This is a genomic window from Tropicibacter alexandrii, assembly GCF_003667315.2.
Taxonomy (GTDB): domain Bacteria; phylum Pseudomonadota; class Alphaproteobacteria; order Rhodobacterales; family Rhodobacteraceae; genus Tropicibacter; species Tropicibacter alexandrii.
Map to the genome: position 1 here is coordinate 293,999 of NZ_RCTZ02000004.1, position 22,922 is coordinate 316,920.

Here is a 22,922-nt window from a genome sequence, read left to right on the forward strand (position 1 = left end):
CCTTGCACCCGGTCTCAGTTGTCGCTCGGCGGATCGACGGGCTCTTCGCCCTCCGGCGCGGCCTGCCCACCTGACGAAAGCGCCCCGCCAATCCAGTCGCCGGTCGCCTCTTCGCCCGTGGCGTAGCGCATCGTGCCCGCACCCTGCCGCTTGCCGTTCACGAAAGTGCCCTCGTAGACGTCGCCATTGGCGTAGGTCGCAATACCCTGGCCGTTGATCTCTCCGCGCTCCCAGTCGCCTTCGTAGCGGAAGCCGTTGGCCATCACGATCGTGCCCTGCCCGTGGCGCTGGCCATCGCGGAAGTCGCCCTCGTACACAGTGCCATCGGGATAGGTGGCCTTGCCCTTGCCATGGCGCTGCCCGTCCTTCCATTGGCCTTCGTAGCGATAGCCGTCGGGATAGGTCATCACACCTGTGCCCTCGTTGCGGGCATTGACGAACTCGCCGGTATAGACCAGCCCGTTGGCATAGGTCGCGGTGCCGCGCCCCTCGATCACGCCATCGACCCAGTCACCGTCATAGGTCGAGCCATCGGGATAGGTGATCTTGCCCTTGCCATTGGCCAGATCGCCGTTGAACGCCCCGACATAGACCGAACCATCGGGATAGGTGACCTGTCCCTGACCCTCGATCTGACCCGAGACCCAGTTGCCCTCGTATTTGTAGCCATCGGTGCCGATGAACGTCCCGGTTCCATGGCGCTGGTCGTTGTTGAATTCACCCTCGTAGATGTCGCCGTTCTTGTAGGTGACCTTGCCCTGACCCTCGCGGCGGCCATCGACAAGCTCGCCCTCGTAGATGTCGCCATTCGGCTGCGTCAGCTTGCCAGAGCCATCGATCTGCCCGTCCCGCCACGTGCCTTCGTAGATCAGGCCGTCGGGCATGGTCAGCGTGCCTTGTCCGTCGCGCTCGCCATCGGCGACGCGGCCCTGATATTCAGAGCCGTCGGGATAGGTGATCGTGGCATTGCCTTCCTTCACCCCGTTGACCCATTGGCCGTCATAGACATAGCCGTTGGGGGCGGTCATCACGCCCTTGCCGTGATGCAGCGCGTTGCGGAACGATCCCTCGTAGCGCACACCGTTGCCGTATTCGGCAACGCCCTGCCCGGTGATCTTGCCATCCAGCCACGTGCCCTCGTAGGTCGATCCATCGGCAAAGATGATCTTGCCCGCACCCTCGGGTTTGCCCTTGGCGAACTGGCCCTCGTAGACCGAGCCGTTGGGGAAACGCGCGACGCCCTCGCCCCGGATCTCGCCCTCGACCCACTCGCCGGTATATTCGTAGCCATTGGGCAGGCGATACGTGCCGGTGCCGTGCTGCAACCCGTCCTGAAAGGTGCCCTCGTAGACGCCGCCATCGTCATATTGCTTGGTGACGACCTCGTCATCCGCCTGCGCGAATGCGCTGCTGGCCAGTGCCAAGGCCACGATGCCGGTGATGCCTGCAAGTTTCATGCGCGCGATTTCCCCCTAGGTCCGGGCCTGCCCGGCCCGGGGAAAACCTAATTCAGGGGCGACCGGGGGGCAATGGGTTTTGGCCGGGACGGCGGCGCGGTGCTTTTCCTTCCCGCCCGATCTGCTATGTGGGCCTTGGACAAGACCGGGAGCCGCGCCATGACCGACACCTTTCGCCTGACGATGGCACAGCTGAACCCCACCGTGGGCGACCTGACAGGCAATGCCGCCAAGGCGCGCGCGGCGTGGCAGACGGGCAAGGAGGCAGGTGCCGACCTGATCGCCCTGCCGGAAATGTTCATCACCGGCTACCAGTGTCAGGACCTGATCGTGAAGCCGGCCTTCGTCGCGGATGCTGTCCGCACGATCGAGGCGCTTGCGGCGGACTGCGCCGATGGCCCGGCGCTGGCGGTGGGTGGGCCGTGCCCCGAGGGCACGAAGCTGCACAATTCCTACTACATCTTGCAGGATGGCAAGGTCGCGGCTGTCGTCCACAAGTATTTCCTGCCGAATTTCAACGTCTTCGACGAGGTGCGCCTTTTCTCGCGCGACCAGCTTCAGGGGCCGGTCAACGTGAACGGCGTGCGCATCGGCCTGCCGATCTGCGAGGATGCGTGGTATCCCGACGTGGTCGAGGCGCTGGAGGAATCGGGGGCCGAGATCATCGTGGTCCCGAACGGCTCGCCCTATTTCCGCAACAAGCAGGAAACCCGCCTGAACAAGATGGTCGCCCGCGTGGTCGAAAGCGGCCTGCCGCTGGCCTATCTGAACATGGTCGGCGGGCAGGACGATCAGGTGTTCGACGGCGGGTCCTTTGTGCTGAACGCGCATGGGCGGCCCGCGGTGCAGATGCCGGTCTTTGACGAGGATGTGACCACCGTCACCTTCCGCCGGGGCGACGAGGGCTGGGTGGCTGACGAGGGCGAGTTCATCAAGCATCCCGAGGCGTGGGAACAGGATTACCGCGTCATGGTCGAAAGCTTACGCGACTATTGCCGCAAGACGGGGTTCGGCAAGGTGCTGCTGGGCATGTCCGGCGGCATCGACTCGGCGCTGGTGGCGACGATTGCCACCGATGCGCTGGGGCCGGACAACGTGCGCTGCGTGATGCTGCCGTCCGAGTATACGTCCAAGGCGTCGCTGGAGGATGCCGAGGCCTGCGCCAAGGCGCTGGGCGTGCGTTACGATTATGTCCCGATTGCCGAGGGGCGCGCGGCGATCACCACCACGCTGGAGCCGCTCTTCAAGGGCATGGCTCCCGACCTGACCGAAGAAAACATCCAGTCGCGCCTGCGCGGGCTGCTGTTGATGGCGCTGTCGAACAAGTTTGGCGAGATGCTGCTGACCACCGGCAACAAATCCGAGGTCGCGGTGGGCTATGCCACGATCTATGGCGACATGGCGGGCGGCTACAATCCGATCAAGGACCTTTACAAGACCCGCGTGTTCGAGACCTGCCGCTGGCGCAACGCCAATTTGCGCAACTGGATGGCGGGGCCGGGGGGTGAAGTCATCCCCGACCGGATCATCACCAAGCCGCCCTCAGCCGAGCTTCGCGAGGATCAGAAGGACAGCGATAGCCTGCCCGATTACCCGGTGCTGGATGCGATTCTGGATATCCTCGTGGATCAGGATGGCTCGGTCGCGGATTGCGTGGCAGCGGGGTACGCGCTGGAAGATGCCAAGCGGGTGCAACATCTGGTCTATATCAGCGAATACAAGCGGTTCCAGTCCGCGCCCGGCGCACGCCTGACCCCCCGCGCGTTCTGGCTTGACCGGCGCTACCCGATCGTGAACCGTTGGCGGGATGACGGACAAGCCTGACTTCCCCCTGCATGACGCGTTTTGCGCCGAAATTTCGGCGGCGATTTCGCCGGTCCGCGTGAACGCGCCAAAGGGCATCCTGCATGTCGACGGCGCCTTGCACCCGATCGACAAGATCGACAGCCCCGTCTCGGGGCGCGCCGGGTTTGCCTATTCCGTCAATCAGGCGCAGTTGGATCGGATCGGGCGGTTTGTCGATGTCGAGGCGCTGGCCTTCAAGGGGATGCGGGTCACGGACCTGTCGCCGCTGGCGGCGCTGCCCCGGTTGCAGCGTCTGCAGCTGTGGTGGGTGCAGAAGCTGACCCGCCTTGACGGGCTGCGGGATATGGCGCTGGATGTGCTGCTGCTGGAGGACTACAAGAACGCCTCTGACCTGACGCCTTTGGCATCGATTGGCGGGTTGCGGGCGCTGACCCTGCGCGGTGGCATCTGGAACAAGCAGCCCTGCGATGAGTTGGCCCCGCTGGTGGGCTTGCCGCTTGGGGAGTTGCAAATCGGTGGGCTGGTGCTGGCCGACGGCGACTTGCGGCGGTTGGCAGAGATCGAGACCTTGCGGGATCTCTGGCTGTCCTATGGCTATCCGGTCGAGTCGTATGCATGGCTGCATGCGCAGCGCCCCGACCTGCGCTGCGAGGCCTTCCAGCCCTATCTGGACGTGCCGCATGCGCATGATGGCAAGACCATCATGGTGATGGGCAAACGCAAACCCATGCTGGACCCCAATAAGGACGCGAAACGGTTGGCGAAATATGTTGCCGACTGGGAGGCGCTGGTGGAGGGGTTCCGGGTTTAGGGGCTCTGCCCCTCGCGCGTGCCGCGCTCACCCCGGGGTATTTTTGACCAAAAAGAAGCAAGGGGTCATTCCCACCAGCGGTCGATGGTGGCGATGTCGTCGTCGGACCAGCCGAAATGGTGGGCGAATTCATGCACCGTGACATGGGCCACTAGGTCCGGCAGGTCGATATCGCCACGCTCGCGCCATTCCGTCAGGATCGGTTCGCGGAACAGCCAGACCGTATCCGGGAAAGGCGCGGGGTCGGCGACGGATTTGTGTGTCATTGGGATGCCATCGTAGAGGCCGGTCAGCTCGTGCGGGTCGTCGATGTCCAGATCGGCCAGCATGTCCGGCTCTGGCCAATCCTCGACGCGGAGCAGAACGCTGGCGGCATGGGTCCGGAACGGCTCGGGGAAGCTGTCGATGGCGGTTTGCGCCATGCGGTAGAAGGTGTCGATATCGGTCATGCCAGCGGGTAGCGCGCCAGTTCTTCGTGGATCGCGCCGTCGCGATGCAGGGTCGAGGCGAATAGCGCGAAGGCCGGGCAGGTGAACGGGCCGATCTGCGCGGGCACCAGCGTTTGCAGGCTGGGGGCGGCATTGGCGTGGCCACTCAGCCGGGCGAGCGTCACATGCGGGCGAAAGCGGCGCCGTTCCGGTTGCACGCCGACGCTGCGCAGCCGCCCGCGCACCCGGTCGTGCAATTCATAAAGCGGCGCGCCGCAATCCGCCCCAAGCGCCACGGCCTGACCATGCCGCCCGCCAAAGATCTCGGCCCCCTGAAGGGTGATTTGCGGGGCAGGGGCGTTGAGCGTATCCAGCGCCTCGTGGATGTCCTCGGCGGTGTCCTGCGGTTGATCGCCCAAGAAAGCCAGCGTCAGGTGCAGGTTTTCCTGTGCCACGGGGCGCCCGGCTGGCAAGCGCGTCTGCAACGCGGCCAGATCGTGCCGGATGTCCTCCGGTAGGGGCAGGGCGATGAACAGTCGCATAATGGCCGTCATGTCAGAACTCTGGCCGTGCTGCCAGAAATCTATTGGAGAAAGACTGTTTCTCCAATTGGTTAAGCGTCAGATCCGGGTCAGCTTCGTCTGTGGCAGGAGCGTCTCGAAATCCTCGGGAAGACATAGTTGCGTGCCCTCCGACAGGCAAGCGGCCGAGGCGGCGGCGGCGCCATGGCGCAGGGCCTCTTGCGGGTCTTCGCCGCGCGACAGGGCAAGGGTGAAGCCGCCGACGAAGCTGTCACCCGCACCGATGGCGCTGACCACGCGCTGGTTGGCGGCATTCACATGCCAGTGGCCGTTCGGGCAGGCCATGACCGAGCCGTCCTTGCCGCGCGCGATGATGACGATCCGACCGGCCCCCTTGCGGCGCAGGACCTCGGCATAGGCGACGCTTTCGTCGCGGGTCGACAGGGGCTTGCCCGACAGGGTCATCGCCTCGTGGCTGTCCATGCGCAGGACATGGGGTGTGGGTGCGGGGCCGCTGGCCTGAAAAGTCAGATGCGCGCCGGACGTGTCGATGATCACGCGGCGGGTGCCGAGCGCCTCGCAGGCGCGGGGCAGGAAGCCCACCGGCGCGCCGGGCGGCATCGAGCCGGAAAAGACGACCAGCGCATCGTCGGGGGCCTCGGTCTGGATGGTTTGCAGGACGGTGGTCAGGTGAGCTTCGGTCCAGTCCGGCCCAGCCATGACAAAGCGGTACTGTTCGCCCGATTGCTCATCCGTCACGGCAAAGCTGTGGCGGGTTTCCGAGGGGGCCTCGACCCGGATCAGGTCCAGATTGCGGCCCCTAAGCAGGGTTTCCAGCGCCATGCCATTGGGCCCGGCCAAGGCCACCACGGCGCGGGCGTGCCCGCCCAGCTGGCTGATGGCGCGGGCGACATTGACGCCACCCCCGCCCGGTTCGCGCGTCTCGGAGGTGCAGCGCAGCTTGATCCCCGGCACGACACGCGGGGCGCTGGCGGCGATGTCCAGCGCGGGATTGAGGGTGACGGTCAAGATCTGCGTCATGTGTGCCTGCTCGTTATGATTGCGTTAGGGGCAACATGGCAATTGCAGCGCGCATGTGAAACCCTGAACTGGACAAAAGGGCCGCGCTATGAAACGACCCCGCCGATCAGGAGGCAATGCCATGACCGTGACCCGTTTCGCGCCCTCGCCCACCGGCTATATCCATGTGGGCAACCTGCGCACCGCGCTGTTCAACCACCTCATCGCCCGCAAGACGGGTGGTCAGTTCGTGCTGCGCATCGATGACACCGACCCGGAGCGCTCGAAGCAGGAATATGTCGACGCGATCCGCGAGGATCTGGAATGGCTGGGCCTGACATGGGACCGGATGGAGCGCCAGTCGGAGCGGCTCGACCGCTACGAGGACGCGGCGCAGCGTCTGCGCGACATGGGCCGCTTCTACGAGGCGTTCGAAACGCCGACCGAGCTGGACCTCAAGCGCAAGAAGCAGCTGAACATGGGCAAACCGCCGGTCTATGACCGGGCGGCGCTGGCGTTGAGCGATGAGGAAAAGACCAAGCTGCGCGAGGAGCGTGGGCCGGGCGTCTGGCGCTTCAAGCTGGATCACGAGCGGATCGAATGGCCCGATGGCATCCTTGGGGATGTGTCCATCGATGCGGCGTCGGTGTCTGATCCGGTGCTGATCCGCGCCGACGGGCAGTTCCTTTATACGCTGGCCTCGGTGGTGGACGATATCGACATGGGCATCACCCATATCGTGCGCGGCAATGACCACGTGACCAACACCGCGACGCAGATCCAGATGATCCGCGCGCTGGGCGGCACCGTGCCGACATTCGCGCACCATTCGCTGCTGACCGGCCCGCAGGGCGAGTCGCTGTCCAAGCGTCTGGGCACGCTGTCGTTGCGCGACCTGCGGGCGGCGGGGGTGGAACCCGAGGCGCTGCTGTCGCTGATGGCGCGGCTGGGCTCGTCGCAGCCGGTGGAATTGCGGATGTCGCTGGATGAGATTGCAGAGGGGTTCGACCTGAACACCTTCGGGTCTGCGCCGACAAAGTTCGACGTGAACGACCTGTATCCGTTGACCGCGAAGAAGCTGCATGAACTGCCGTTTGAGACGGTGCGGGAAGAGGTCGAGGCACTGGGCGTTCCCGCCGACAAGGCCGAGCTGTTCTGGAAGGTCGTGCGCGAGAACATCGTGACGCGCAAGGACATGGCGGCGTGGTGGACGCTGTTCCGCGACGGGGCCGAGCCGCTGGTCGCCGACGAGGACCGCGACTTCATCGCCGAAGCCATGGGGCTGCTGCCCGAGGGGCCGTATGATGGCGGTACATGGAAGGCGTTCACGGACGCAGTGAAGGACAAGACCGGCCGCAAGGGCAAGGGGCTGTTCATGCCGCTGCGCAAGGCGATCACCGGTCAGGAACGCGGGCCGGACATGGGCGACGTCATGCCCCTGCTTCAGGTCGTGCGGGCCCGGTCGCTGGCGCAGTGAAACATCGGGTAGGATGGGTGATCACCCATCCTACTTTCTGGAAAGTTCGGCCAATCTGTCGCGATCATCGGCCTGCGCGATCTCTGCGCGGGCGTGCTCCAGCAGATAGCGCTGTTTGCGACGCGCGCTTTCCGCCAAGTCTTTCCAAGGGCTTTTGGCCAGCCGCTGCAATCCGACCATGATCTGCGCCAGCACTTCGGGCCTGTCGCGGGCGTCGCGTATCAACGCATCGAAGGCGTCTTCGGTCAGGTCTTCAGCCCGCACCATCGGCGCGGTGATCCGGTCAAAACGCGGGGTGCCGGTGTCCGGCGCATCGCACAGGGCCAACAGGTTGGTCAGCCGATGCGTCACGTCGATCGCCGTTCCCGGATCGTTGACCCCCGGCGACAGGGCGCGGCAGCCGATCTCTGTCAGCACGATCAAGCCAAAGCGCGCGTCCTGTTCCAGAGACCGGGTCTTGCCGATGGTGAAGGCCGCATTGACCTTGGCTTTCAGGTCATCCGATCCGTTCATATGCGCCAGGGTGTCGCCCTCGATCATGTATCCGCCGGGCTGATCGACCAGCCACAGATGTGCATCCGCCTCCACCATCAAGGCCTGCAACCGTGGCATGTCGACGAATTGCACATAGCCCGACCTTTTGGCCCGGATTGCCTGTGCATCGAGGGGCGGGCCAGCCCCGGCATGGGCGGGATGTCCCCCCAGCGCGGGACGTTCGAGAATGCCCCGCAGGGGGGGCTTGGCGGCCTCTTCGACAAGGTGCAGGACGTGGTCCATGCTGCCCAACTGGCTCAGTTGCCCGATCCAACGCAGGATCGCGCCGATGATCGCGGCGATCACCAGCACTGTCAGGCCGAACACCACGACCGACGCCGTGCCATCGTAATACCCCGCCCGGAACATGGCGATGGCAGTCAGCGAGAAAAGGAAGCTGCCGACGAATGTCGCCAGAACCGTCTGGCTGGTGCCGTCCTGCATCATCAGCCGGTAGGCGCGCGGCGTGGCAAGGCTGCTGGCCGATTGCGAGGCCTGCACCATCACCCCCAGCGAAAACGTCGTCACCGTCAGCATCGAGGCGGCGAGGATGTTGAGCACCGGCAAGGTGGCGTCGGCGTCGAACCGGTCCTTCAGGCCTTCGGGGATCAGCGGCTCGGCCAAGGGCGCGACGAAGGCTGCGACAAGCGCAAGCACGGTCATCAGGGCGACGCGGACCGACAGTTTGCGCGCCAGCCGCAGCGCCCACATGAGCCAACGCGAGCTCAAGCAAGCACCCGGCTGCCAAAGTCCCTGAGGGCCGCATCGACGGTGGCGCGTTCCTCTTCGGTCAGCGATTGCGCGCGCGGATAGCGTGGCGCGGCGCGGTCATTGAGGATGGGGGCGTCCCACCCGTCGGTGGTGTCGAGGAAATGCCGGGCCCCTTCGGCGCCGTATTCCGTCAGGTACCCTTGGATCACCACGTCGAGATAGCTCAGCAGGATCGGGTTCTGCGGACCGGGCACGCTGACGCGTCCGGGGGCGATGGCATAGACGGCGATCTGCGCGGCGTCGCTGTCATGCAGCACGGCATCCGTTCCGTCGAGCCGTTCATAGGCGGCTTCGCGCAGGTCGAGCGTGGCCCAGCCCTCGGCGGGGACGGGGGCGATGAGGCCAAGGATTTCCTCCCCCGGCGCGGGCACGGCCGTCAAAAAGCACAGGTCGCGTTCCGGCACCGCGCGCCAAGCGCGGCGCCAGCCCTTGAGCCGGGCAGGACGGGTGGGGGTGTATCCATGGGTGAGCCGGTTGACCAGCGAGCCGTAGCCAAAGAAATATGCATTCGTCATACGGCAAATATCGCGCGGGATTGATGCAGGTCAAACCTCTCGGCACGGGGAAGTGGCATAAATCCTCAACTTTGCCGCAGGAGGCCCCTATGCGAGTCACGAAACGGACCAATATCGCGATGCGTGTGCTGATGTATTGCGCGGGCAATACCGGGCGGCTGGTCACCAAGCACGAGATCGCCAAGGTCTGCAACGCATCCGAGAATCACTTGGCGCAGGTCATCAACCAATTGGCGCAATTGGGCTACCTGCACACCCAGCGCGGACGCAATGGCGGGCTGGAACTGGCGCGACCCGCCTCGCAGATCGTGATCGGCGATATCTTTCGCGCGCTCGAGGCCCCGGTGCCGCTGGCGGAATGCTTTGCCGATGTGGACAACACCTGCCCGCTGACCGATGCCTGCCTGCTGCGCGAGGCGCTGACCAAGGCGGCGAATTCGTTCTACGAGACGCTCGACCCGATCACGCTGGACTCTCTGGTCTGTGGCAACACCCAGCTTTTGGGCATCATTGCGCCCGCGGCCTGCAACGGGCCGAACCCCTGCGATGTGCCCCTTGTCAACGCACGGGCCACCGGCTAACCATAGGGCATCGCAGCGGGAGAACCGGTTCATCCGGTGCCGAAGGCGCAACCGCCCCGGAAACGCTCAGGCCAAACGGACCGTCGCGATGTGAACACTCTGGAGAGTGGCGTATCTTGCGCCCGCCGAAGGGATAACGATCTCAGGCAACCGGACAGAGGGGGCAGCATTGGGTGCGGTTTTCGCCGTACCGTTTGACTGCCCGCCGATATGCGCGGGGGACCGGAGAGGCGCATGACGGATTTGAGACGGATTTTCCTGCACGACTTGCATGTGGAACTGGGCGCCAAGATGGTGCCCTTTGCCGGGTATGAAATGCCCGTGCAATATCCGATGGGCGTGATGAAGGAGCATCTTCACACGCGCAGCAAGGCCGGGTTGTTCGACGTCAGCCATATGGGTCAGGTGATCCTGCGCGGGCCGGAGGCGGCTGCCGAGCTGGAACGGCTGGTGCCGGTCGACGTGATCGGCCTGCCCGAAGGGCGGCAGCGTTACGGGTTCTTCACGAACAAGGCCGGGGGCATCGAGGATGACATGATGATCGCCAATCGCGGCGATCACCTGTTCGTCGTGGTCAACGCTGCCTGCAAGGAGGCGGATTTCGAGCGGCTCTCGACCTTGGGTCTGGGCGCCGAGATGGTCGAGGGCCGCTGCCTGCTGGCGCTGCAGGGGCCGGGGGCCGAGGCGGCCTTGGCCCGGCTGGCGTCCGAGGTCGCGGACATGGCCTTCATGGATGTGGCGACGGTGTCGATCATGGGGGCAGAGTGCTGGGTCTCCCGGTCGGGCTATACCGGCGAGGACGGATTTGAGATTTCGGTGCCTGATGCGCAGGCGCGTGGCTTGGCCGAGGCGCTGCTGGCTGATGAGACGGTGGAACCGATTGGCCTTGGCGCACGGGATTCGCTGCGGCTGGAGGGCGGGTTGTGCCTGTATGGCCACGACATCGACACGGAAACGACCCCGGTCGAGGCGGGCCTGCAATGGGCCATTCAAAAGGTGCGCCGGGTTGGCGGCACGCGCGCCGGGGGCTTCCCCGGCGAGGAAGCGATCCTTGGTCAACTGGAAAGTGGCGCGGCGCGCAAACGCGTGGGCCTGCGCCCCGAAGGACGTGCGCCGATGCGCGAGGGCGTGACGTTGCACGCCACTGAAGACGGGCCAGCCATCGGGCAGGTGACATCCGGCGGATTTGGTCCCAGCGTGAACGGGCCGGTGGCGATGGGCTATGTGCCCAGCGAATTCGCGTCGGTCGGAACGAAGGTCTTTGGCGAGGTGCGGGGCAAGCGGATGCCGGTCGAGGTGGTCAAGCTGCCCTTCGTCCCCGCAGGCTTCAAGAGATGAACAGGAGAGGTGACATGAAATACACCGAGGAACATGAATGGCTGGACGTCGATGGCGACATCGTCACGGTCGGCATCACCGCCCATGCGGCGGAACAGTTGGGCGACGTGGTGTTCGTCGAACTGCCCGAAGAGGGCGCCGAGGTCAGCAAGGATGACGAGATCGTGGTGATCGAGTCGGTCAAGGCCGCGTCGGACATCCTCGCGCCGCTGGATGGCGAGATCACCGAGGTGAACAGCGCCTTGGTCGAGGACCCGGGCAAGGTGAACGAGGACCCGGAGGGCGATGCGTGGTTCTTCAAGATGAAGGTCTCGGACATGTCGCCGATGGACGACTACATGGATGAAGCCGCCTACAAGGACTTCATTTCCTGATCCTCAAGGTAGGATGGGTGATCACCCATCCTACGTGACGTTCCCTGCAATCCCCGAGGGGTGATGATGACCTACGATCCGATCGACTACCTGCCGTATGACTTCGCCAATCGCCGCCACATCGGCCCCTCGCCCGAGGAAATGGCGCAGATGTTCGCCACGCTCGGCGTCAAGGATCTGGACGAGTTGATCGGCCAGACCGTGCCCGAGGCCATCCGTCAGGCCGAGCCGCTGGATTTCGGTAAAGCTCTGTCCGAGCGCGAGATGCTGCACCGGATGCGGGTCGTGGCGTCCAAGAACAAGGTGCTGACCTCGCTCATCGGCCAAGGTTATCACGGCACGGTCACGCCCCCGGCGATCCAGCGCAACATCCTCGAAAACCCCGCCTGGTACACCGCCTACACGCCCTACCAGCCCGAGATTTCCCAAGGTCGCCTCGAGGCGCTGCTGAACTACCAGACGATGGTCTGCGACCTGACCGGGCTTGAGGTGGCGAATGCCTCGCTGCTGGACGAGGCCACCGCCTGCGCCGAGGCGATGACCATGGCGCAGCGCGTCGCCAAATCCAAAGCCAAGGCGTTTTTCGTCGATCAGAACTGCCACCCGCAAAACATCGCGGTGATGAAGACGCGGGCCGAGCCGCTGGGCATCGAGATCATCGTCGATAGCCCCGACAACCTTGACCCGACGCTCGTCTTCGGCGCGATCTTCCAATACCCCGGCACCCATGGCCACGTCCGCGACTTCACCCCGCAGATGACCGCGCTACACGCGGCGCAGGCCATCGGCATCGTCAGCGCCGACCCGATGGCCCTGTGCTTGCTCAAGGAACCCGCCGCGATGGGCGCCGACATCGCGGTTGGCAGCACCCAGCGCTTCGGCATCCCCGAGGGCTATGGCGGCCCGCACGCCGCCTACATGGCCTGCCGCGACGACTACAAGCGCGCCATGCCGGGGCGGATCGTCGGCATCTCGATCGACAGCCACGGCAACAAGGCCTACCGCCTCGCCCTGCAAACCCGCGAGCAGCACATCCGCCGCGAAAAGGCCACGTCGAACGTATGCACCGCGCAGGCTTTGCTGGCGGTGATGGCCGGGTTCTACGCCGTCTTCCACGGCCCAAAGGGCCTGCGCGCCATCGCACAGCGCATCCATCGCAAGACCGTGCGTCTGGCCAAGGGGCTGGAGGCGGCGGGCTTCAAGGTGGAACCCAAAGCCTATTTCGACACGATCACCGTGGATGTGGGCCTGCTGCAACGCGGTGTCCTACAGGCAGCGGTGCGCGAGGGCATCAACCTGCGCCGCGTCGGCAAGACCAAGGTCGGCATCACGCTGGACGAACGCACCCGCCCCGCCACCATCGAGGCGGTCTGGCGCGCCTTTGGCCTTGTCCGCAAGGATGACGACCTGACCGCAGAGTATCGCCTGCCCGAGGCGCTGATCCGCCAGACAGACTACCTGCAACATGACGTTTTCCACATGAATCGGGCCGAGACCGAGATGATGCGCTACATGCGCCGCCTCGCGGACCGTGATCTGGCGCTGGACCGCGCGATGATCCCGCTGGGGTCGTGTACGATGAAGTTGAACGCCGCCGCCGAGATGATGCCCGTCTCGTGGCGGGAATTCTCGATGATCCACCCCTACGCCCCCGCCGATCAGGCGCGCGGCTATGCCGAGTTGATCGACGACCTGTCGCAGAAACTCTGCACGATCACCGGCTATGACGCGTTTTCCATGCAGCCCAATTCCGGCGCGCAGGGCGAATATGCGGGCCTGCTGACGATCCGCGACTGGCAAACCGCGCGCGGCCAAGGCCACCGCAATGTCTGCCTGATCCCGGTCAACGCCCACGGCACCAATCCCGCCAGCGCCCATATGGTCGACTGGAAGGTGGTCGCGGTGAAATGCGACGCCAATGGCTCGATCGACGTGGACGACTTCCGCACCAAGGCGGAAAAGCACTCCGACAATCTCGCCGCCTGCATGATCACCTATCCGTCAACGCATGGCGTGTTCGAGGAAACGGTGAAGGAGGTCTGCCAGATCACCCATGACCACGGTGGCCAAGTCTATATCGACGGGGCGAATATGAACGCCATGGTCGGCCTCTCGCGCCCCGGCGATCTGGGCGGCGATGTCAGCCACCTGAATCTGCACAAGACCTTCTGCATCCCGCATGGCGGCGGCGGCCCTGGCATGGGCCCCATCGGCGTCAAGGCACACCTCGCCCCCCATTTGCCCGGCAACCCCAATGGCGGCAACGCGGCGGTGTCGGCGGCGGCCTATGGCTCGCCCTCGCTGCTGCCGATCTCGTGGGGCTATATCCTGATGATGGGCGGCGCGGGCCTGACCCAAGCCACACGCGTCGCGATCCTGAACGCCAACTACATCGCCAAGCGGTTGGAGGGCGCCTATGACGTGCTCTATCGCGGCGGCAAGGGGCGCGTGGCGCATGAATGCATCATCGACACGCGGCCTTTCGAGAAAACCGCCGGCGTCATGGTCGAGGATATCGCGAAACGGCTGATCGATTGCGGTTTCCACGCGCCCACCATGAGCTGGCCGGTCGCGGGCACGCTGATGGTCGAGCCGACGGAATCGGAGACCAAGGCCGAGCTGGACCGCTTCTGCGACGCCATGCTTGCCATCCGCGCCGAAATCCGCGCCATCGAGGACGGCGAGGCGGACAAGGACACCAACCCGTTGAAACTCGCCCCCCACACGATGGAGGATCTGGTGAAGGATTGGGACCGCCCCTACACCCGCGAACAGGGCTGCTTCCCGCCGGGGGCGTTCCGGGTCGACAAATACTGGCCGCCGGTCAACCGGGTGGACAACGTCTATGGCGACCGCCACCTGATCTGCACCTGCCCGCCGATGGAGGAGATCGCCGAAGCGGCCGAATGACCGCCGCAGGGTTTCTTCTGGCCAAAAATACCGCAGGGGGAGGCGCGTCAGCGCCGGGGGGCAGCGCCCCCCATCTCCCCGATCCTCTCCCGCGCGAGGGTCAGATCGGCGCGAAACAGCGCCTCTGCCTCCGGGCGCGCGGCATCCGGCAGGCGCAGCAGGTAACTCGGATGCACCGTGACCAGCACGGGCACGCCCTCGGGCGTCTGTTCAACCGTGCCGCGCCGCTTCATCAACCCCTGACCGGTTCCGATCAGACTGGCCAAGGCCGTCGCGCCCAAAGCCACGATCAGCTTCGGGCGCACCCGCTCCACCTCCAGATCGAGCCACCATTTGCAGGCCATCACCTCGCCCCGATCCGGGCTTTGGTGGATGCGGGCCTTGCCGCGCGGCCTGAATTTGAAGTGCTTCACGGCATTCGTCAGATAAAGCGCCTCGCGCACCAGCCCGACCGCCTCCAACGCCCGATCCAACACCTGCCCTGCAGGCCCGACAAAAGGCCGCCCGGTCAGGTCCTCCCTGTCCCCCGGCTGCTCTCCAACCAGCATCAAGGGGGCGTCCAGCGGCCCCTCGCCGGGCACCGCCTGCGTCGCACTGGACCACAGCGCGCAGCGGCGACAGGCGCCTAGCGCGTCCTCCACCCGGTCCTGTCCGGACCGCAGCCGCTCCGTCACCCGCGCGGCGCGGGCAGGGGCCATTGTCGGTGCCGCCTCGGCCATCGCCGAGGCACGGGCCTGCGCGGTGGCGATCATTTCGGGGATCAGCGAGGCCTCTGGCAGGTTCTTCCAGTATTTCTTCGGCATCTCGGATTGCATCGCGCTGACCTTCACCCGCGCGGGGTTGAAGATCGAGCGGAAGTAGGTGCGCCAAAGGTCCTCGGTCGCGTCCTCGGGCAAGGGCGGCTTTGCCGCGCCATCATCGAACCGCACCGTCCCGTCGAAATGCGCCGACAGGTCGGGGGTGAAGATCGACCAATCCATGTCCCCGAACCGCTTGGCAAAGAACGGCGCTGACGGCTCCATGATGAAATGCGACGGCTCGAACCACGCGGCAAAGCGGCGGCGAGGGCCGTCGCTGTCCACCTCGCGAAAGCGGACAAAGGCGGTCATCTTGTGCTTGTCGCGCCCGACCTCCTTGGCCATCGCATTCAAGCGCGCCACACGCGGATCGGCGCGGTCTTCGATCAGGCGTTTGTCGGTTTGAAGGACGTCGAGCAAGGCATAGAGCCGCGCGAATCGCTCCGGATCGCTGTGCCAGATCGCCATCCGCGCCAAATCCAGAAACCCGCGTGGCACTGTCAGGGGCGCATCCCCCTCGGGGGGCAGGCTGTCCGCAAACAGATCACCCGCAGGCTCCCCTCGTGTCCACAGAACCTCATGTGACTTCACCCCGGCGGCGCGTAGGGCGCGGGCTTTGCCCCGCCACGCCTCGAAGGTGCCGATGCGGGGCAGATCGACGTGATACATCAGAAGAGCGACAGCTGTTCTGGCGGCGGCGCGAAACGCGCGCGCAGATCGGCGGTGTCGGTCAGGGTGCGCGGCGACCAGTCCAGCGCGTGGATGAAGGGGCGGGCGTTCTTCAGGTTGGCCCCCATCCGGCGCAGGTCGTCATAGCGCAGCGTCCTGTGGCGGCGCGTCACCAAAATACGCCCCACCGTCTTTGTCCCGAAACCGGGCACCCGCAGCAGCGTCTCTCGGTCGGCGCGGTTCACATCGACGGGAAAGATATGCCGGTTCGCCAGCGCCCAGGCCAGTTTCGGGTCGATCTCCAGATCGAGGTTGCCGTCGGTGCGGTTCGCCACGATCTCGGTCACGTCGAACCCGTAAAACCGCATCAGCCAATCCGCCTGATATAAGCGGTGCTCGCGGATCAGCGGCGGCTTGACCAAGGGCAGCACGGCGCTGGCATCGGGGATCGGCGAAAAGGCCGAGTAATAGACCCGTTTCAGCTTGTACGAACTATACAGCCGGGTCGAGCTGGTCAGGATCGTCGCGTCATTGGCCCCGTCCGCGCCGACGATCATCTGGGTCGATTGCCCGGCGGGGGCAAACTTGCGCGCGCGTTTGCCGGTATGGGTCTTGTCCTTCGCCGCCTCCTTCAGCACGCGCACATCTGCCATCGCTTTACGGATCTGGTCGGGGTTCTTTTCCGGGGCGTAGTCGCGGACGGACGCATCTGTGGGCAGTTCCACGTTGATCGACAGACGGTCGGCATAGAGCCCGGCCTCTTCGATCAGCTTGGGGTCGGCGTCGGGGATCGTCTTCAGATGCACATAGCCACGAAAGCGATGCACCTGCCGCAACTCGCGCGCGATGCGGACCATGTCGGCCATGGTGTCATCGGGGCTGCGGATGATGCCGGAGGATAGGAACAGCCCCTCGATATAGTTGCGGCGGTAGAATTCCAGCGTGAGGTGGATGACCTCTTCAGGCGTGAAGCGGGCGCGCTCGACATTGGACGACACGCGGTTCACGCAATAGGCGCAATCGTAGATGCAGAAATTGGTCATCAGGATCTTGAGCAGGCTGATGCAGCGCCCGTCCGGCGTGTAGGCATGGCAGATGCCCGAGCCAGTGGTGGAGCCGATCCCATTGCCGTCGCGCGAATCGCGCCGTTGCCCCCCGCTGGAGGCGCAGGAGGCGTCGTATTTGGCGGCATCCGACAGGATCGCCAGTTTCTGCTCAAGGGTTCGTGCGACCATACGTTCATCTTACGTTCACGTTTAAGCGTGAACAAGAGGGGAACGTCGGGTCGCGCAGATGTGAGGTGGATCGGCTGGGAGGCCCCGGGTCTTTGCCCGGGGCAGGTGGGCTTACGCCTCGATCGCCGTGATCATGTCGACGCGGGTGCCGTGGCGGCCGCCCTCGAATTCGGTCGACAGGAAGGCATCGACGATCTCGATGGCCTTGTCCTGATCGATCACGCGCGCGCCCATGGACAGCATGTTGGCGTCATTGTGGGCGCGGATCATCTCGGCCGAGAAGGTGTCAGAGCAGACGCCGCAGCGGATGCCCTTGACCTTGTTCGCGGCCATCATGATGCCCTGCCCGGTGCCACACAGGATGATGCCGAACCGGCAATCGCCCGAGGCGACCTTGTTCGCGGCGGCCTCGCCATGCTGCGGGTAATGCGTGCTTTCCGGGGTCACGGGGCCGATATCGACCGGCTCCCAGCCCTTGGCCTTGATATGCTCGGCGATGGCTTGCCGCAGTTCGATGGCGGCATGGTCGCTGGACAGGACGATGCGTGTGTTGGTCATTTCGGGGTCCTCAAAGGGTCAGGCGTCGTTGTCCACGGCTTCTTCGCCGGGAAAGCTGTTTTTCTCTGGCGCAGGGGTGCTCTCGGCCTCCGTCACCGGGACGAGGAAGGCAAAGTGATCGCGCAGCTTGGTCCATGTCGCCTCGTTGCAGGCGGCCAGCAGGTAGCCGGTTGAATCGCCCAGATATTCGGACCCGTCCAGCATGGCGACGTGCCCGCCGGCCTGCCGCACGGCGACGGCGCCTGCGGGCTGGTCCCACGGTGTCAGCTTGGAATAGAGCGCAAAGTCCATCGCCCCCTGCGCGACCATGCGCATTTCGTGGCAGGCGCAGCGCAGCGACAGGATGCGGGTGAAATCGGGGAAGGTCGCGGCCATCGGGGCCTGATGTTCTTTCGGCATCAGGTTGATCCCGATGAACCCCTGAAGGTCGGCGATCTCGCCGCCTTTGGACGTCGACATGCGGCGGCGGATGCCACGGGGCATGACCTGTTCGGTGGGGCTTTCGGTATCGGCCACGACGAAATCGTTCATGATCGGATCGTAAAGCAGACCATAGGCCGGGCGGCCAAAGCGCAGCACGGACACCATCACACCGAACACGGTCAGCCCGTGGGCGTAGTTCCACGTGCCGTCGACCGGGTCGATGGTAAAGCACAGCTCGGCCTCGGGGATCTTTTTGACGAGATCGGGATTGGCGGCGGTCGCTTCCTCGCCCACGATCAGGGCGTGGGGGAACATGGCTTGGAGGCCACGGGTGATCATCGCCTCGGCCGCCTTGTCCGCATCGGTCACAAGATCCTGCGGGCCGGTCTTTTGATCGATCTGGTGGCTGCCCAGCTGGCGGAAACGCGGCAGGATCTCGGCCCGGGCGGCGCGCCGGACAAGGGTGAGCAGCTGCGCGCGCTGGGCCTTGGTCAAGGGGGCGGTGACGGCGATGGGCAGGGACATGATGTGCCTTCCGTTGGTGAGTCTCGCGCGCTGTTTATCACTCTCTCGCGCGAAGCACACCCGCCGGTCGTGCGGCCAAGGGACGCCACGCAAAGCCAAGGCCCGCCAGAAGCGTGGCGATCACGCCGCCCGTGACGATGGACAGGGCGTTGGGCCAGATCACGGCGAACTCGGTCTCCATGACAAAGGTCGCGATGGCCCATGCGCCCGCAATGCCCGCCGCGATGGCGACGATGCCCGCGCCTGCGCCCAGTAGGGCGGATCGCAGGGCAAAGCTGCGCAGGATGCGCGCGCGACTGGCCCCGAGGGTTTTCAGCAAAGCGGCCTCGTAGGTGCGCGCCCCTTCACCCGCCGCCGCAGCGCCGATCAGCACCAGAAAGCCGGTCAACAAGGTCGCCGCCGCACCCCAACGGATCGCCGCCCCGATCCCTTCGAGCAGTTCCGAGACGCGGTCGATGGCGTCGCGCACGCGGATCGCGGTGATGTTGGGGTATTGGCTGGCCAGATCGCGGAGGATCTGCGCCTCGGCCTCAGGCTCGGCGTAGACGGTCGAGATGAAGGTATGCGGTGCTGCCTCCAGCGCGGCGGGGTTCATCGTCAGGACGAAGCCGATCCCGGCGGTCGAGAAATCGACTTCGCGGAAGCTTGTGATCGTGCCGGTGATGTCGCGGCCAAGGACGTTGATCGTCAGGGTATCGCCCAGCTTTAGGCCCATTTCCTCGGCCTCCTCAGCGGCAAAGCTGATCTGCGGCGGGCCGGTATAGTCCTCGGGCCACCATTCGCCCTCGGTCACGATGGTGCGGTCGTCGGGTTTGGCGGCATAGGTCACGCCCCGGTCGCCGCGCACCACCCAATGCGGGCCAACGACGTCTTGGGCGGGTTCGCCGTTGATCCGGCTGACCACGCCGCGCAGCATCGGCGCACTGTCGATGCGGCTGACGGCGGGGTCGTTTTCCAGCCGTTCCAGATAGCCCGGCATCTGGTCCTTCTGGATGTCGACGAAGAAATAGCTGGGCGCCACATCGGGCAGGTCGCGCTGGATCGCGGCGCGCAGGTTGCCGTCGATCTGGCCCACGGCGGCAAGCACCGACAGGCCAAGGCCCAGCGACAGCACCACCGATGCGGCGCTTTCGCCCGGCCCGCCGATGGCCCCCAAAGCCCAACGCAGGATGGGACGACCGCGCGCCAGGGGTGTCGCCCTGCGCGCCAGCCAGCGGATCAGCGCGGCGGTCAGCACCAGCAGGATCAGCGCGCCAAAGATGCCGCCCGCCGTCCACAAGGTCAGCTGTGCGCTGCCCGACAGCCACGCGGCGGACCCGACCAGCATGGCCAGCAGCACCCCGATGGCGAGCAGGTAGCGCGGGGCGGGCAGCAGCTTGGCGCTGCCCAAAGCGTCGCGGAACAGGGTCGCGGCGCGGACTTCCTCGGCGCGGGCCAGCGGCCAAAGGGTGAATACCAAGGCCGTCAGGATGCCGTACAGCGCGGCCTCGCCCAGCGGGCCGGGATGCAGGGTGAAGACAGCTGGAACGGGCAGGGCCTCGTTCAGGACCGGACCCAGCGCGATTGGAATCGCGGCACCCAAGGCAAGCCCGATGGCAATGCCGACGAGGGACAAGAAACCAATTTGCAGGAAGTAGGTGCGGAAGATCACGGCCCGGGTGGCCCCCAGCGTGCGCAAGGTCGCGATCACGGATGTCTTGCGCGCCAGATAGGCCCGCACCGCTGCGGATACGCCGACACCGCCGACCGCCAGCCCGGACAGGCCGACCAGAACCAGAAACGCGCCGAGCCGCTCGACAAAGCGCGAAATTCCCGGTGCGCCGTTACGGGCGTCGCGCCAAGACAATCCCGTGGCCTCGAACCGCGCCAGCGCATCGGCCTTGGCGGCGTCCAGTTCGGTGCCTTCGGGCAGAAGCAGGCGGTACTCGGTCTCGTAGATCGAGCCGGTGGCGAGCAGGCCCGACCCCTCCAGATCCGTGGTCCGGACCATGGTGCGGGGGCCAAGGCCAAAACCGTCGCCAGCGTCGTCGGGTTCGACCTCGATCACCGCGCGCAGGGTGAATTCCGCGCTGCCCAGCTTGAACGTATCGCCCGGTTGCAGGCCCAGCCGGTCGGCCAGAACCGGGGCCATGACGCCGCCCTTGTCGGCCAAGGCTTCGGCCAGTGGCATGGCGGGGTCCAGCACCATCTCGCCCAACAGGGGGTAGGCGCTGTCGACGGATTTGACCTGCGTCAGGGCGCGTTCATCGCCGACCACGGCCATGGACCGGAAATCGGTGATCTCTGACACGGCGGTTGCGGTTTCCGCCATCCACGCGCGTTCCTCGTCAGAGGCAAAGCGATAGGTGAATTCCACCTGCGCATCGCCGCCCAGCAGCACCGCGCCCTGTTCGCTCAGCCCCTGTTCGATCGAGGCGCGGACCGAGCCGACCCCGGCAATCGCCGCGACACCCAGCGCGAGGCAGGCCAGAAAGATGCGAAAGCCGCTCAGCCCCCCGCGCAATTCCCTGCGCGCAAACCGCGCCGCGACCGGCCAGCTCATTCCGCTGCCTTCCGCGCCGCGTCGATCCCGCCATCGCGCAGGCCGATCACGCGGGTACAACGCGCCGCCAGTTCCGGCGCGTGGGTGACCAGCACAAGGGTCGAGCCGCGCTTTTCCGACAGGCCAAAGAGCAGGTCCATGATCGCCTCGCCGTTGACGCCATCAAGGTTCCCGGTCGGCTCATCCGCCAGCAGGATGTCAGGCTGCGGGGCCAGCGCCCGGGCGAGCGCCACGCGCTGCTGTTCGCCGCCGGACATCTGGGCGGGGTAATGGTCGGCGCGATGCTTCAGCCCGACGGCCTCCAACTCGGCTGCGGCAATGTCAAACGCGTCGCGCTTGCCCGCCAGTTCCAGAGGGGTGGCGACGTTTTCCAGCGCGGTCATGGTCGGGATCAGGTGAAAGCTTTGAAACACGACACCCATGTGATCGCGGCGGAACCGCGCCAGAGCGTCCTCATTCAGCGTGGTCAGGTCCTGCCCCAAGGCGGTAACGGTGCCGCCGGTGGCGCGCTCCAGCCCGCCCATGACCATCAGCAGGGAGGATTTCCCCGAGCCGGACGGCCCGATCAGCCCCATGGCCTCGCCCTTTTGCACATCCATCGTGATACCGTGAAGGATATCGACATTTCCGGCATTGCCCTTGAGGCTGAGGGTGACATCCTTAAGTGACAAGACGGGATCGGGCATGAGGCAACCTGTGATGAAACATTTTCTGACATATGGGCCTTTCTGCGGGTGCAGCAAGGCATTGGCCGCAGCCTTGGTTGCGGCATCGTTACCCGCGCAGGCGGCCGAGGTCGACATCTACGCCCTTGGTGACAGCCTGACGCAGGGCTACGGGTTGATCGAGCAAGAGGCCTTGATCCCGCAACTGCGGGTCTGGCTGGCAGAGCGCGGGCACGACGTGCGCGTAGTGAATGGCGGCGTGTCCGGCGATACGACGGCAGGCGGGCTGGCCCGGATCGACTGGGCGCTGACGCCGGAGATCGATGCGATGATCGTCGCCTTGGGGGGCAATGACCTGCTGCGGGGCATCGACCCAGCCGCAGCCCGTGCCAACCTCGACGGTATCCTGCAAAAGGCCGAAGCGGCCGGAATCGAGGTTCTGCTGGTCGGAATGTCGGCCCCCGGCAATTACGGGCCGGATTACAAAGCGGCCTTCGATGCCATTTATCCCGATCTGGCGCAGGAATACGGCACGCTTTACATGGAAGACTTCTTTGAAGGTCTGCGCAGCGAGGGCGAAAGCCCGGCGGATTTGGGTAGATTCATGCAGCCCGATGGCATTCACCCCAACGGACAGGGCGTGCAACGGATCATTGAGGCCCTCGGGCCGAATGTCGAAGAATTGATCGAGCGGGTGACCGCGTCAGGCCTCTGAGCTTAGCTCATGCGAATAGCTTTCGGAGCGGCGCAGGATGGCTGTCGCCGCACCCAGCGCACCGCAGCCCAAGCTGGCGAGCAGGTACAGGGTCAGCGATTCCAAAACGCTGAAGTCCAAGGCAAGCCAGCAGAAGACCGCTGCAAAAAAGCCCAAAACACTACCCATGACAACTGAGATGACTGCCATTTCATCCTCCACGCGTAAAGAGTAGCGCACTTCGCCACGTCCTACAAATGACTTAAGCGGT

General features: G+C 65.3%; 21 protein-coding genes and 1 riboswitch. Of the genes, 8 read left to right on the forward strand and 13 right to left on the reverse strand.

Annotated elements, in window-relative coordinates; all coding sequences use genetic code 11:
- Positions 1 to 14: 14 nt before the first annotated feature.
- Complete coding sequence (locus D8Z78_RS07630; protein WP_121629539.1) at positions 15 to 1,457, reverse strand: MORN repeat-containing protein; 1,443 nt, start codon at positions 1,455 to 1,457, stop codon at positions 15 to 17.
- A 159-nt stretch (positions 1,458 to 1,616) separates the two neighbouring features.
- Here D8Z78_RS07630 and D8Z78_RS07635 point away from each other — a divergent pair, with 159 nt between their 5' ends.
- Together D8Z78_RS07635 and D8Z78_RS07640 are read left to right on the forward strand one after the other, a co-directional pair.
- Positions 1,617 to 3,281 carry an NAD+ synthase gene (locus D8Z78_RS07635; protein WP_121629540.1) on the forward strand — a complete coding sequence of 555 codons (1,665 nt, stop codon included), beginning with the start codon at positions 1,617 to 1,619 and terminating at the stop codon, positions 3,279 to 3,281.
- Positions 3,265 to 4,074 (forward strand): hypothetical protein, encoded by an 810-nt coding sequence (locus D8Z78_RS07640; protein ID WP_121629541.1) that lies wholly within the window; start codon positions 3,265 to 3,267, stop codon positions 4,072 to 4,074. The genes D8Z78_RS07635 and D8Z78_RS07640 overlap by 17 nt, the downstream gene beginning before the upstream one ends.
- Before the next feature lie 65 nt (positions 4,075 to 4,139).
- Here the strand turns inward: D8Z78_RS07640 and D8Z78_RS07645 are convergent, their stop codons facing one another.
- The 3 genes from D8Z78_RS07645 to D8Z78_RS07655 form a co-directional block, all read right to left on the reverse strand.
- Complete coding sequence (locus D8Z78_RS07645) at positions 4,140 to 4,523, reverse strand: metallopeptidase family protein (RefSeq protein ID WP_121629542.1); 384 nt, start codon at positions 4,521 to 4,523, stop codon at positions 4,140 to 4,142.
- Positions 4,520 to 5,056, reverse strand: a complete 537-nt coding sequence (gene thpR / locus D8Z78_RS07650) for an RNA 2',3'-cyclic phosphodiesterase (RefSeq protein WP_121629543.1) — start codon at positions 5,054 to 5,056, stop codon at positions 4,520 to 4,522. The genes D8Z78_RS07645 and thpR overlap by 4 nt, the downstream gene beginning before the upstream one ends.
- 66 nt (positions 5,057 to 5,122) lie before the next feature.
- Positions 5,123 to 6,064: a 1-phosphofructokinase family hexose kinase gene (locus tag D8Z78_RS07655; protein WP_121629544.1), complete on the reverse strand. Its 942-nt coding sequence runs from the start codon at positions 6,062 to 6,064 to the stop codon at positions 5,123 to 5,125.
- Between the two features lie 121 nt (positions 6,065 to 6,185).
- Here D8Z78_RS07655 and gltX point away from each other — a divergent pair, with 121 nt between their 5' ends.
- Positions 6,186 to 7,520, forward strand: coding sequence for a glutamate--tRNA ligase (gene gltX / locus D8Z78_RS07660; RefSeq protein WP_121629545.1), 1,335 nt, complete (start codon positions 6,186 to 6,188; stop codon positions 7,518 to 7,520).
- Positions 7,521 to 7,550: 30 nt separating this feature from the next.
- On the opposite strand, the gene D8Z78_RS07665 is transcribed toward gltX, so the two are convergent.
- Complete coding sequence (locus D8Z78_RS07665; RefSeq protein ID WP_121629546.1) at positions 7,551 to 8,765, reverse strand: DUF2254 domain-containing protein; 1,215 nt, start codon at positions 8,763 to 8,765, stop codon at positions 7,551 to 7,553.
- 14 nt (positions 8,766 to 8,779) lie between these two features.
- Positions 8,780 to 9,340 (reverse strand): gamma-glutamylcyclotransferase family protein, encoded by a 561-nt coding sequence (locus tag D8Z78_RS07670; protein WP_121629547.1) that lies wholly within the window; start codon positions 9,338 to 9,340, stop codon positions 8,780 to 8,782.
- Between the two features lie 89 nt (positions 9,341 to 9,429).
- On the opposite strand from D8Z78_RS07670, the gene D8Z78_RS07675 reads away from it, so the two are divergent.
- The 4 genes from D8Z78_RS07675 to gcvP all read left to right on the forward strand — a co-directional run bounded on the left by D8Z78_RS07675 (position 9,430) and on the right by gcvP (position 14,543).
- Positions 9,430 to 9,921 carry an RrF2 family transcriptional regulator gene (locus D8Z78_RS07675; protein WP_121629548.1) on the forward strand — a complete coding sequence of 164 codons (492 nt, stop codon included), beginning with the start codon at positions 9,430 to 9,432 and terminating at the stop codon, positions 9,919 to 9,921.
- Positions 9,922 to 9,927: 6 nt separating this feature from the next.
- Positions 9,928 to 10,014: riboswitch (glycine riboswitch) on the forward strand.
- A gap of 141 nt (positions 10,015 to 10,155) precedes the next feature.
- Positions 10,156 to 11,259 carry a glycine cleavage system aminomethyltransferase GcvT gene (gcvT, locus tag D8Z78_RS07680; protein ID WP_121629549.1) on the forward strand — a complete coding sequence of 368 codons (1,104 nt, stop codon included), beginning with the start codon at positions 10,156 to 10,158 and terminating at the stop codon, positions 11,257 to 11,259.
- 14 nt (positions 11,260 to 11,273) lie between these two features.
- On the forward strand, positions 11,274 to 11,633 hold the full coding sequence (gene gcvH / locus D8Z78_RS07685; RefSeq protein WP_240672043.1) for a glycine cleavage system protein GcvH: 360 nt from the start codon (positions 11,274 to 11,276) through the stop codon (positions 11,631 to 11,633).
- A gap of 66 nt (positions 11,634 to 11,699) precedes the next feature.
- Positions 11,700 to 14,543 (forward strand): aminomethyl-transferring glycine dehydrogenase, encoded by a 2,844-nt coding sequence (gene gcvP / locus D8Z78_RS07690; protein WP_121629590.1) that lies wholly within the window; start codon positions 11,700 to 11,702, stop codon positions 14,541 to 14,543.
- Between the two features lie 47 nt (positions 14,544 to 14,590).
- Here gcvP and D8Z78_RS07695 read toward each other — a convergent pair whose 3' ends face one another.
- The 6 genes from D8Z78_RS07695 to D8Z78_RS07720 form a co-directional block, all read right to left on the reverse strand.
- The gene (locus tag D8Z78_RS07695) at positions 14,591 to 16,009 is read right to left on the reverse strand and encodes a UdgX family uracil-DNA binding protein (RefSeq protein WP_121629551.1); all 1,419 of its coding nucleotides are present in this window, start codon (positions 16,007 to 16,009) and stop codon (positions 14,591 to 14,593) included.
- Positions 16,009 to 17,244: a putative DNA modification/repair radical SAM protein gene (locus tag D8Z78_RS07700; protein ID WP_121629552.1), complete on the reverse strand. Its 1,236-nt coding sequence runs from the start codon at positions 17,242 to 17,244 to the stop codon at positions 16,009 to 16,011. Before D8Z78_RS07700 ends, D8Z78_RS07695 begins: the two co-directional genes overlap by 1 nt.
- A gap of 111 nt (positions 17,245 to 17,355) precedes the next feature.
- Positions 17,356 to 17,802, reverse strand: a complete 447-nt coding sequence (rpiB, locus tag D8Z78_RS07705; RefSeq protein WP_121629553.1) for a ribose 5-phosphate isomerase B — start codon at positions 17,800 to 17,802, stop codon at positions 17,356 to 17,358.
- Between the two features lie 18 nt (positions 17,803 to 17,820).
- Complete coding sequence (locus D8Z78_RS07710) at positions 17,821 to 18,750, reverse strand: inositol monophosphatase family protein (protein WP_121629554.1); 930 nt, start codon at positions 18,748 to 18,750, stop codon at positions 17,821 to 17,823.
- 37 nt (positions 18,751 to 18,787) lie between these two features.
- Positions 18,788 to 21,292 (reverse strand): ABC transporter permease, encoded by a 2,505-nt coding sequence (locus tag D8Z78_RS07715; protein ID WP_121629555.1) that lies wholly within the window; start codon positions 21,290 to 21,292, stop codon positions 18,788 to 18,790.
- Positions 21,289 to 21,978 carry an ABC transporter ATP-binding protein gene (locus tag D8Z78_RS07720; RefSeq protein WP_121629556.1) on the reverse strand — a complete coding sequence of 230 codons (690 nt, stop codon included), beginning with the start codon at positions 21,976 to 21,978 and terminating at the stop codon, positions 21,289 to 21,291. The genes D8Z78_RS07715 and D8Z78_RS07720 overlap by 4 nt, the downstream gene beginning before the upstream one ends.
- A 13-nt stretch (positions 21,979 to 21,991) precedes the next feature.
- On the opposite strand from D8Z78_RS07720, the gene D8Z78_RS07725 reads away from it, so the two are divergent.
- Positions 21,992 to 22,672: an arylesterase gene (locus tag D8Z78_RS07725; protein ID WP_240672044.1), complete on the forward strand. Its 681-nt coding sequence runs from the start codon at positions 21,992 to 21,994 to the stop codon at positions 22,670 to 22,672.
- Here D8Z78_RS07725 and D8Z78_RS07730 read toward each other — a convergent pair.
- Positions 22,661 to 22,873, reverse strand: coding sequence for a hypothetical protein (locus tag D8Z78_RS07730; protein ID WP_128910746.1), 213 nt, complete (start codon positions 22,871 to 22,873; stop codon positions 22,661 to 22,663). The two genes, D8Z78_RS07725 and D8Z78_RS07730, sit on opposite strands and share 12 nt — an antisense overlap.
- Between the last annotated feature and the right edge of the window lie 49 nt (positions 22,874 to 22,922).

What these genes read in the sequence shown, in the direction of transcription:
- D8Z78_RS07695 (WP_121629551.1), bottom strand. Translation starts at nt 16,009, where the DNA reads ATGTATCACGTCGATCTGCCCCGCATCGGCACCTTCGAGGCGTGGCGG.
- rpiB (WP_121629553.1), bottom strand. Translation starts at nt 17,802, where the DNA reads ATGACCAACACACGCATCGTCCTGTCCAGCGACCATGCCGCCATCGAA.
- D8Z78_RS07640 (WP_121629541.1), top strand. Translation starts at nt 3,265, where the DNA reads ATGACGGACAAGCCTGACTTCCCCCTGCATGACGCGTTTTGCGCCGAA.
- D8Z78_RS07630 (WP_121629539.1), bottom strand. Translation starts at nt 1,457, where the DNA reads ATGAAACTTGCAGGCATCACCGGCATCGTGGCCTTGGCACTGGCCAGC.
- D8Z78_RS07720 (WP_121629556.1), bottom strand. Translation starts at nt 21,978, where the DNA reads ATGCCCGATCCCGTCTTGTCACTTAAGGATGTCACCCTCAGCCTCAAG.
- thpR (WP_121629543.1), bottom strand. Translation starts at nt 5,056, where the DNA reads ATGACGGCCATTATGCGACTGTTCATCGCCCTGCCCCTACCGGAGGAC.
- gcvT (WP_121629549.1), top strand. Translation starts at nt 10,156, where the DNA reads ATGACGGATTTGAGACGGATTTTCCTGCACGACTTGCATGTGGAACTG.
- D8Z78_RS07710 (WP_121629554.1), bottom strand. Translation starts at nt 18,750, where the DNA reads ATGTCCCTGCCCATCGCCGTCACCGCCCCCTTGACCAAGGCCCAGCGC.
- D8Z78_RS07635 (WP_121629540.1), top strand. Translation starts at nt 1,617, where the DNA reads ATGACCGACACCTTTCGCCTGACGATGGCACAGCTGAACCCCACCGTG.
- D8Z78_RS07665 (WP_121629546.1), bottom strand. Translation starts at nt 8,765, where the DNA reads ATGTGGGCGCTGCGGCTGGCGCGCAAACTGTCGGTCCGCGTCGCCCTG.
- gltX (WP_121629545.1), top strand. Translation starts at nt 6,186, where the DNA reads ATGACCGTGACCCGTTTCGCGCCCTCGCCCACCGGCTATATCCATGTG.
- gcvP (WP_121629590.1), top strand. Translation starts at nt 11,700, where the DNA reads ATGACCTACGATCCGATCGACTACCTGCCGTATGACTTCGCCAATCGC.
- D8Z78_RS07645 (WP_121629542.1), bottom strand. Translation starts at nt 4,523, where the DNA reads ATGACCGATATCGACACCTTCTACCGCATGGCGCAAACCGCCATCGAC.
- D8Z78_RS07725 (WP_240672044.1), top strand. Translation starts at nt 21,992, where the DNA reads ATGAAACATTTTCTGACATATGGGCCTTTCTGCGGGTGCAGCAAGGCA.
- gcvH (WP_240672043.1), top strand. Translation starts at nt 11,274, where the DNA reads ATGAAATACACCGAGGAACATGAATGGCTGGACGTCGATGGCGACATC.
- D8Z78_RS07715 (WP_121629555.1), bottom strand. Translation starts at nt 21,292, where the DNA reads ATGAGCTGGCCGGTCGCGGCGCGGTTTGCGCGCAGGGAATTGCGCGGG.
- D8Z78_RS07675 (WP_121629548.1), top strand. Translation starts at nt 9,430, where the DNA reads ATGCGAGTCACGAAACGGACCAATATCGCGATGCGTGTGCTGATGTAT.
- D8Z78_RS07655 (WP_121629544.1), bottom strand. Translation starts at nt 6,064, where the DNA reads ATGACGCAGATCTTGACCGTCACCCTCAATCCCGCGCTGGACATCGCC.
- D8Z78_RS07670 (WP_121629547.1), bottom strand. Translation starts at nt 9,340, where the DNA reads ATGACGAATGCATATTTCTTTGGCTACGGCTCGCTGGTCAACCGGCTC.
- D8Z78_RS07700 (WP_121629552.1), bottom strand. Translation starts at nt 17,244, where the DNA reads ATGGTCGCACGAACCCTTGAGCAGAAACTGGCGATCCTGTCGGATGCC.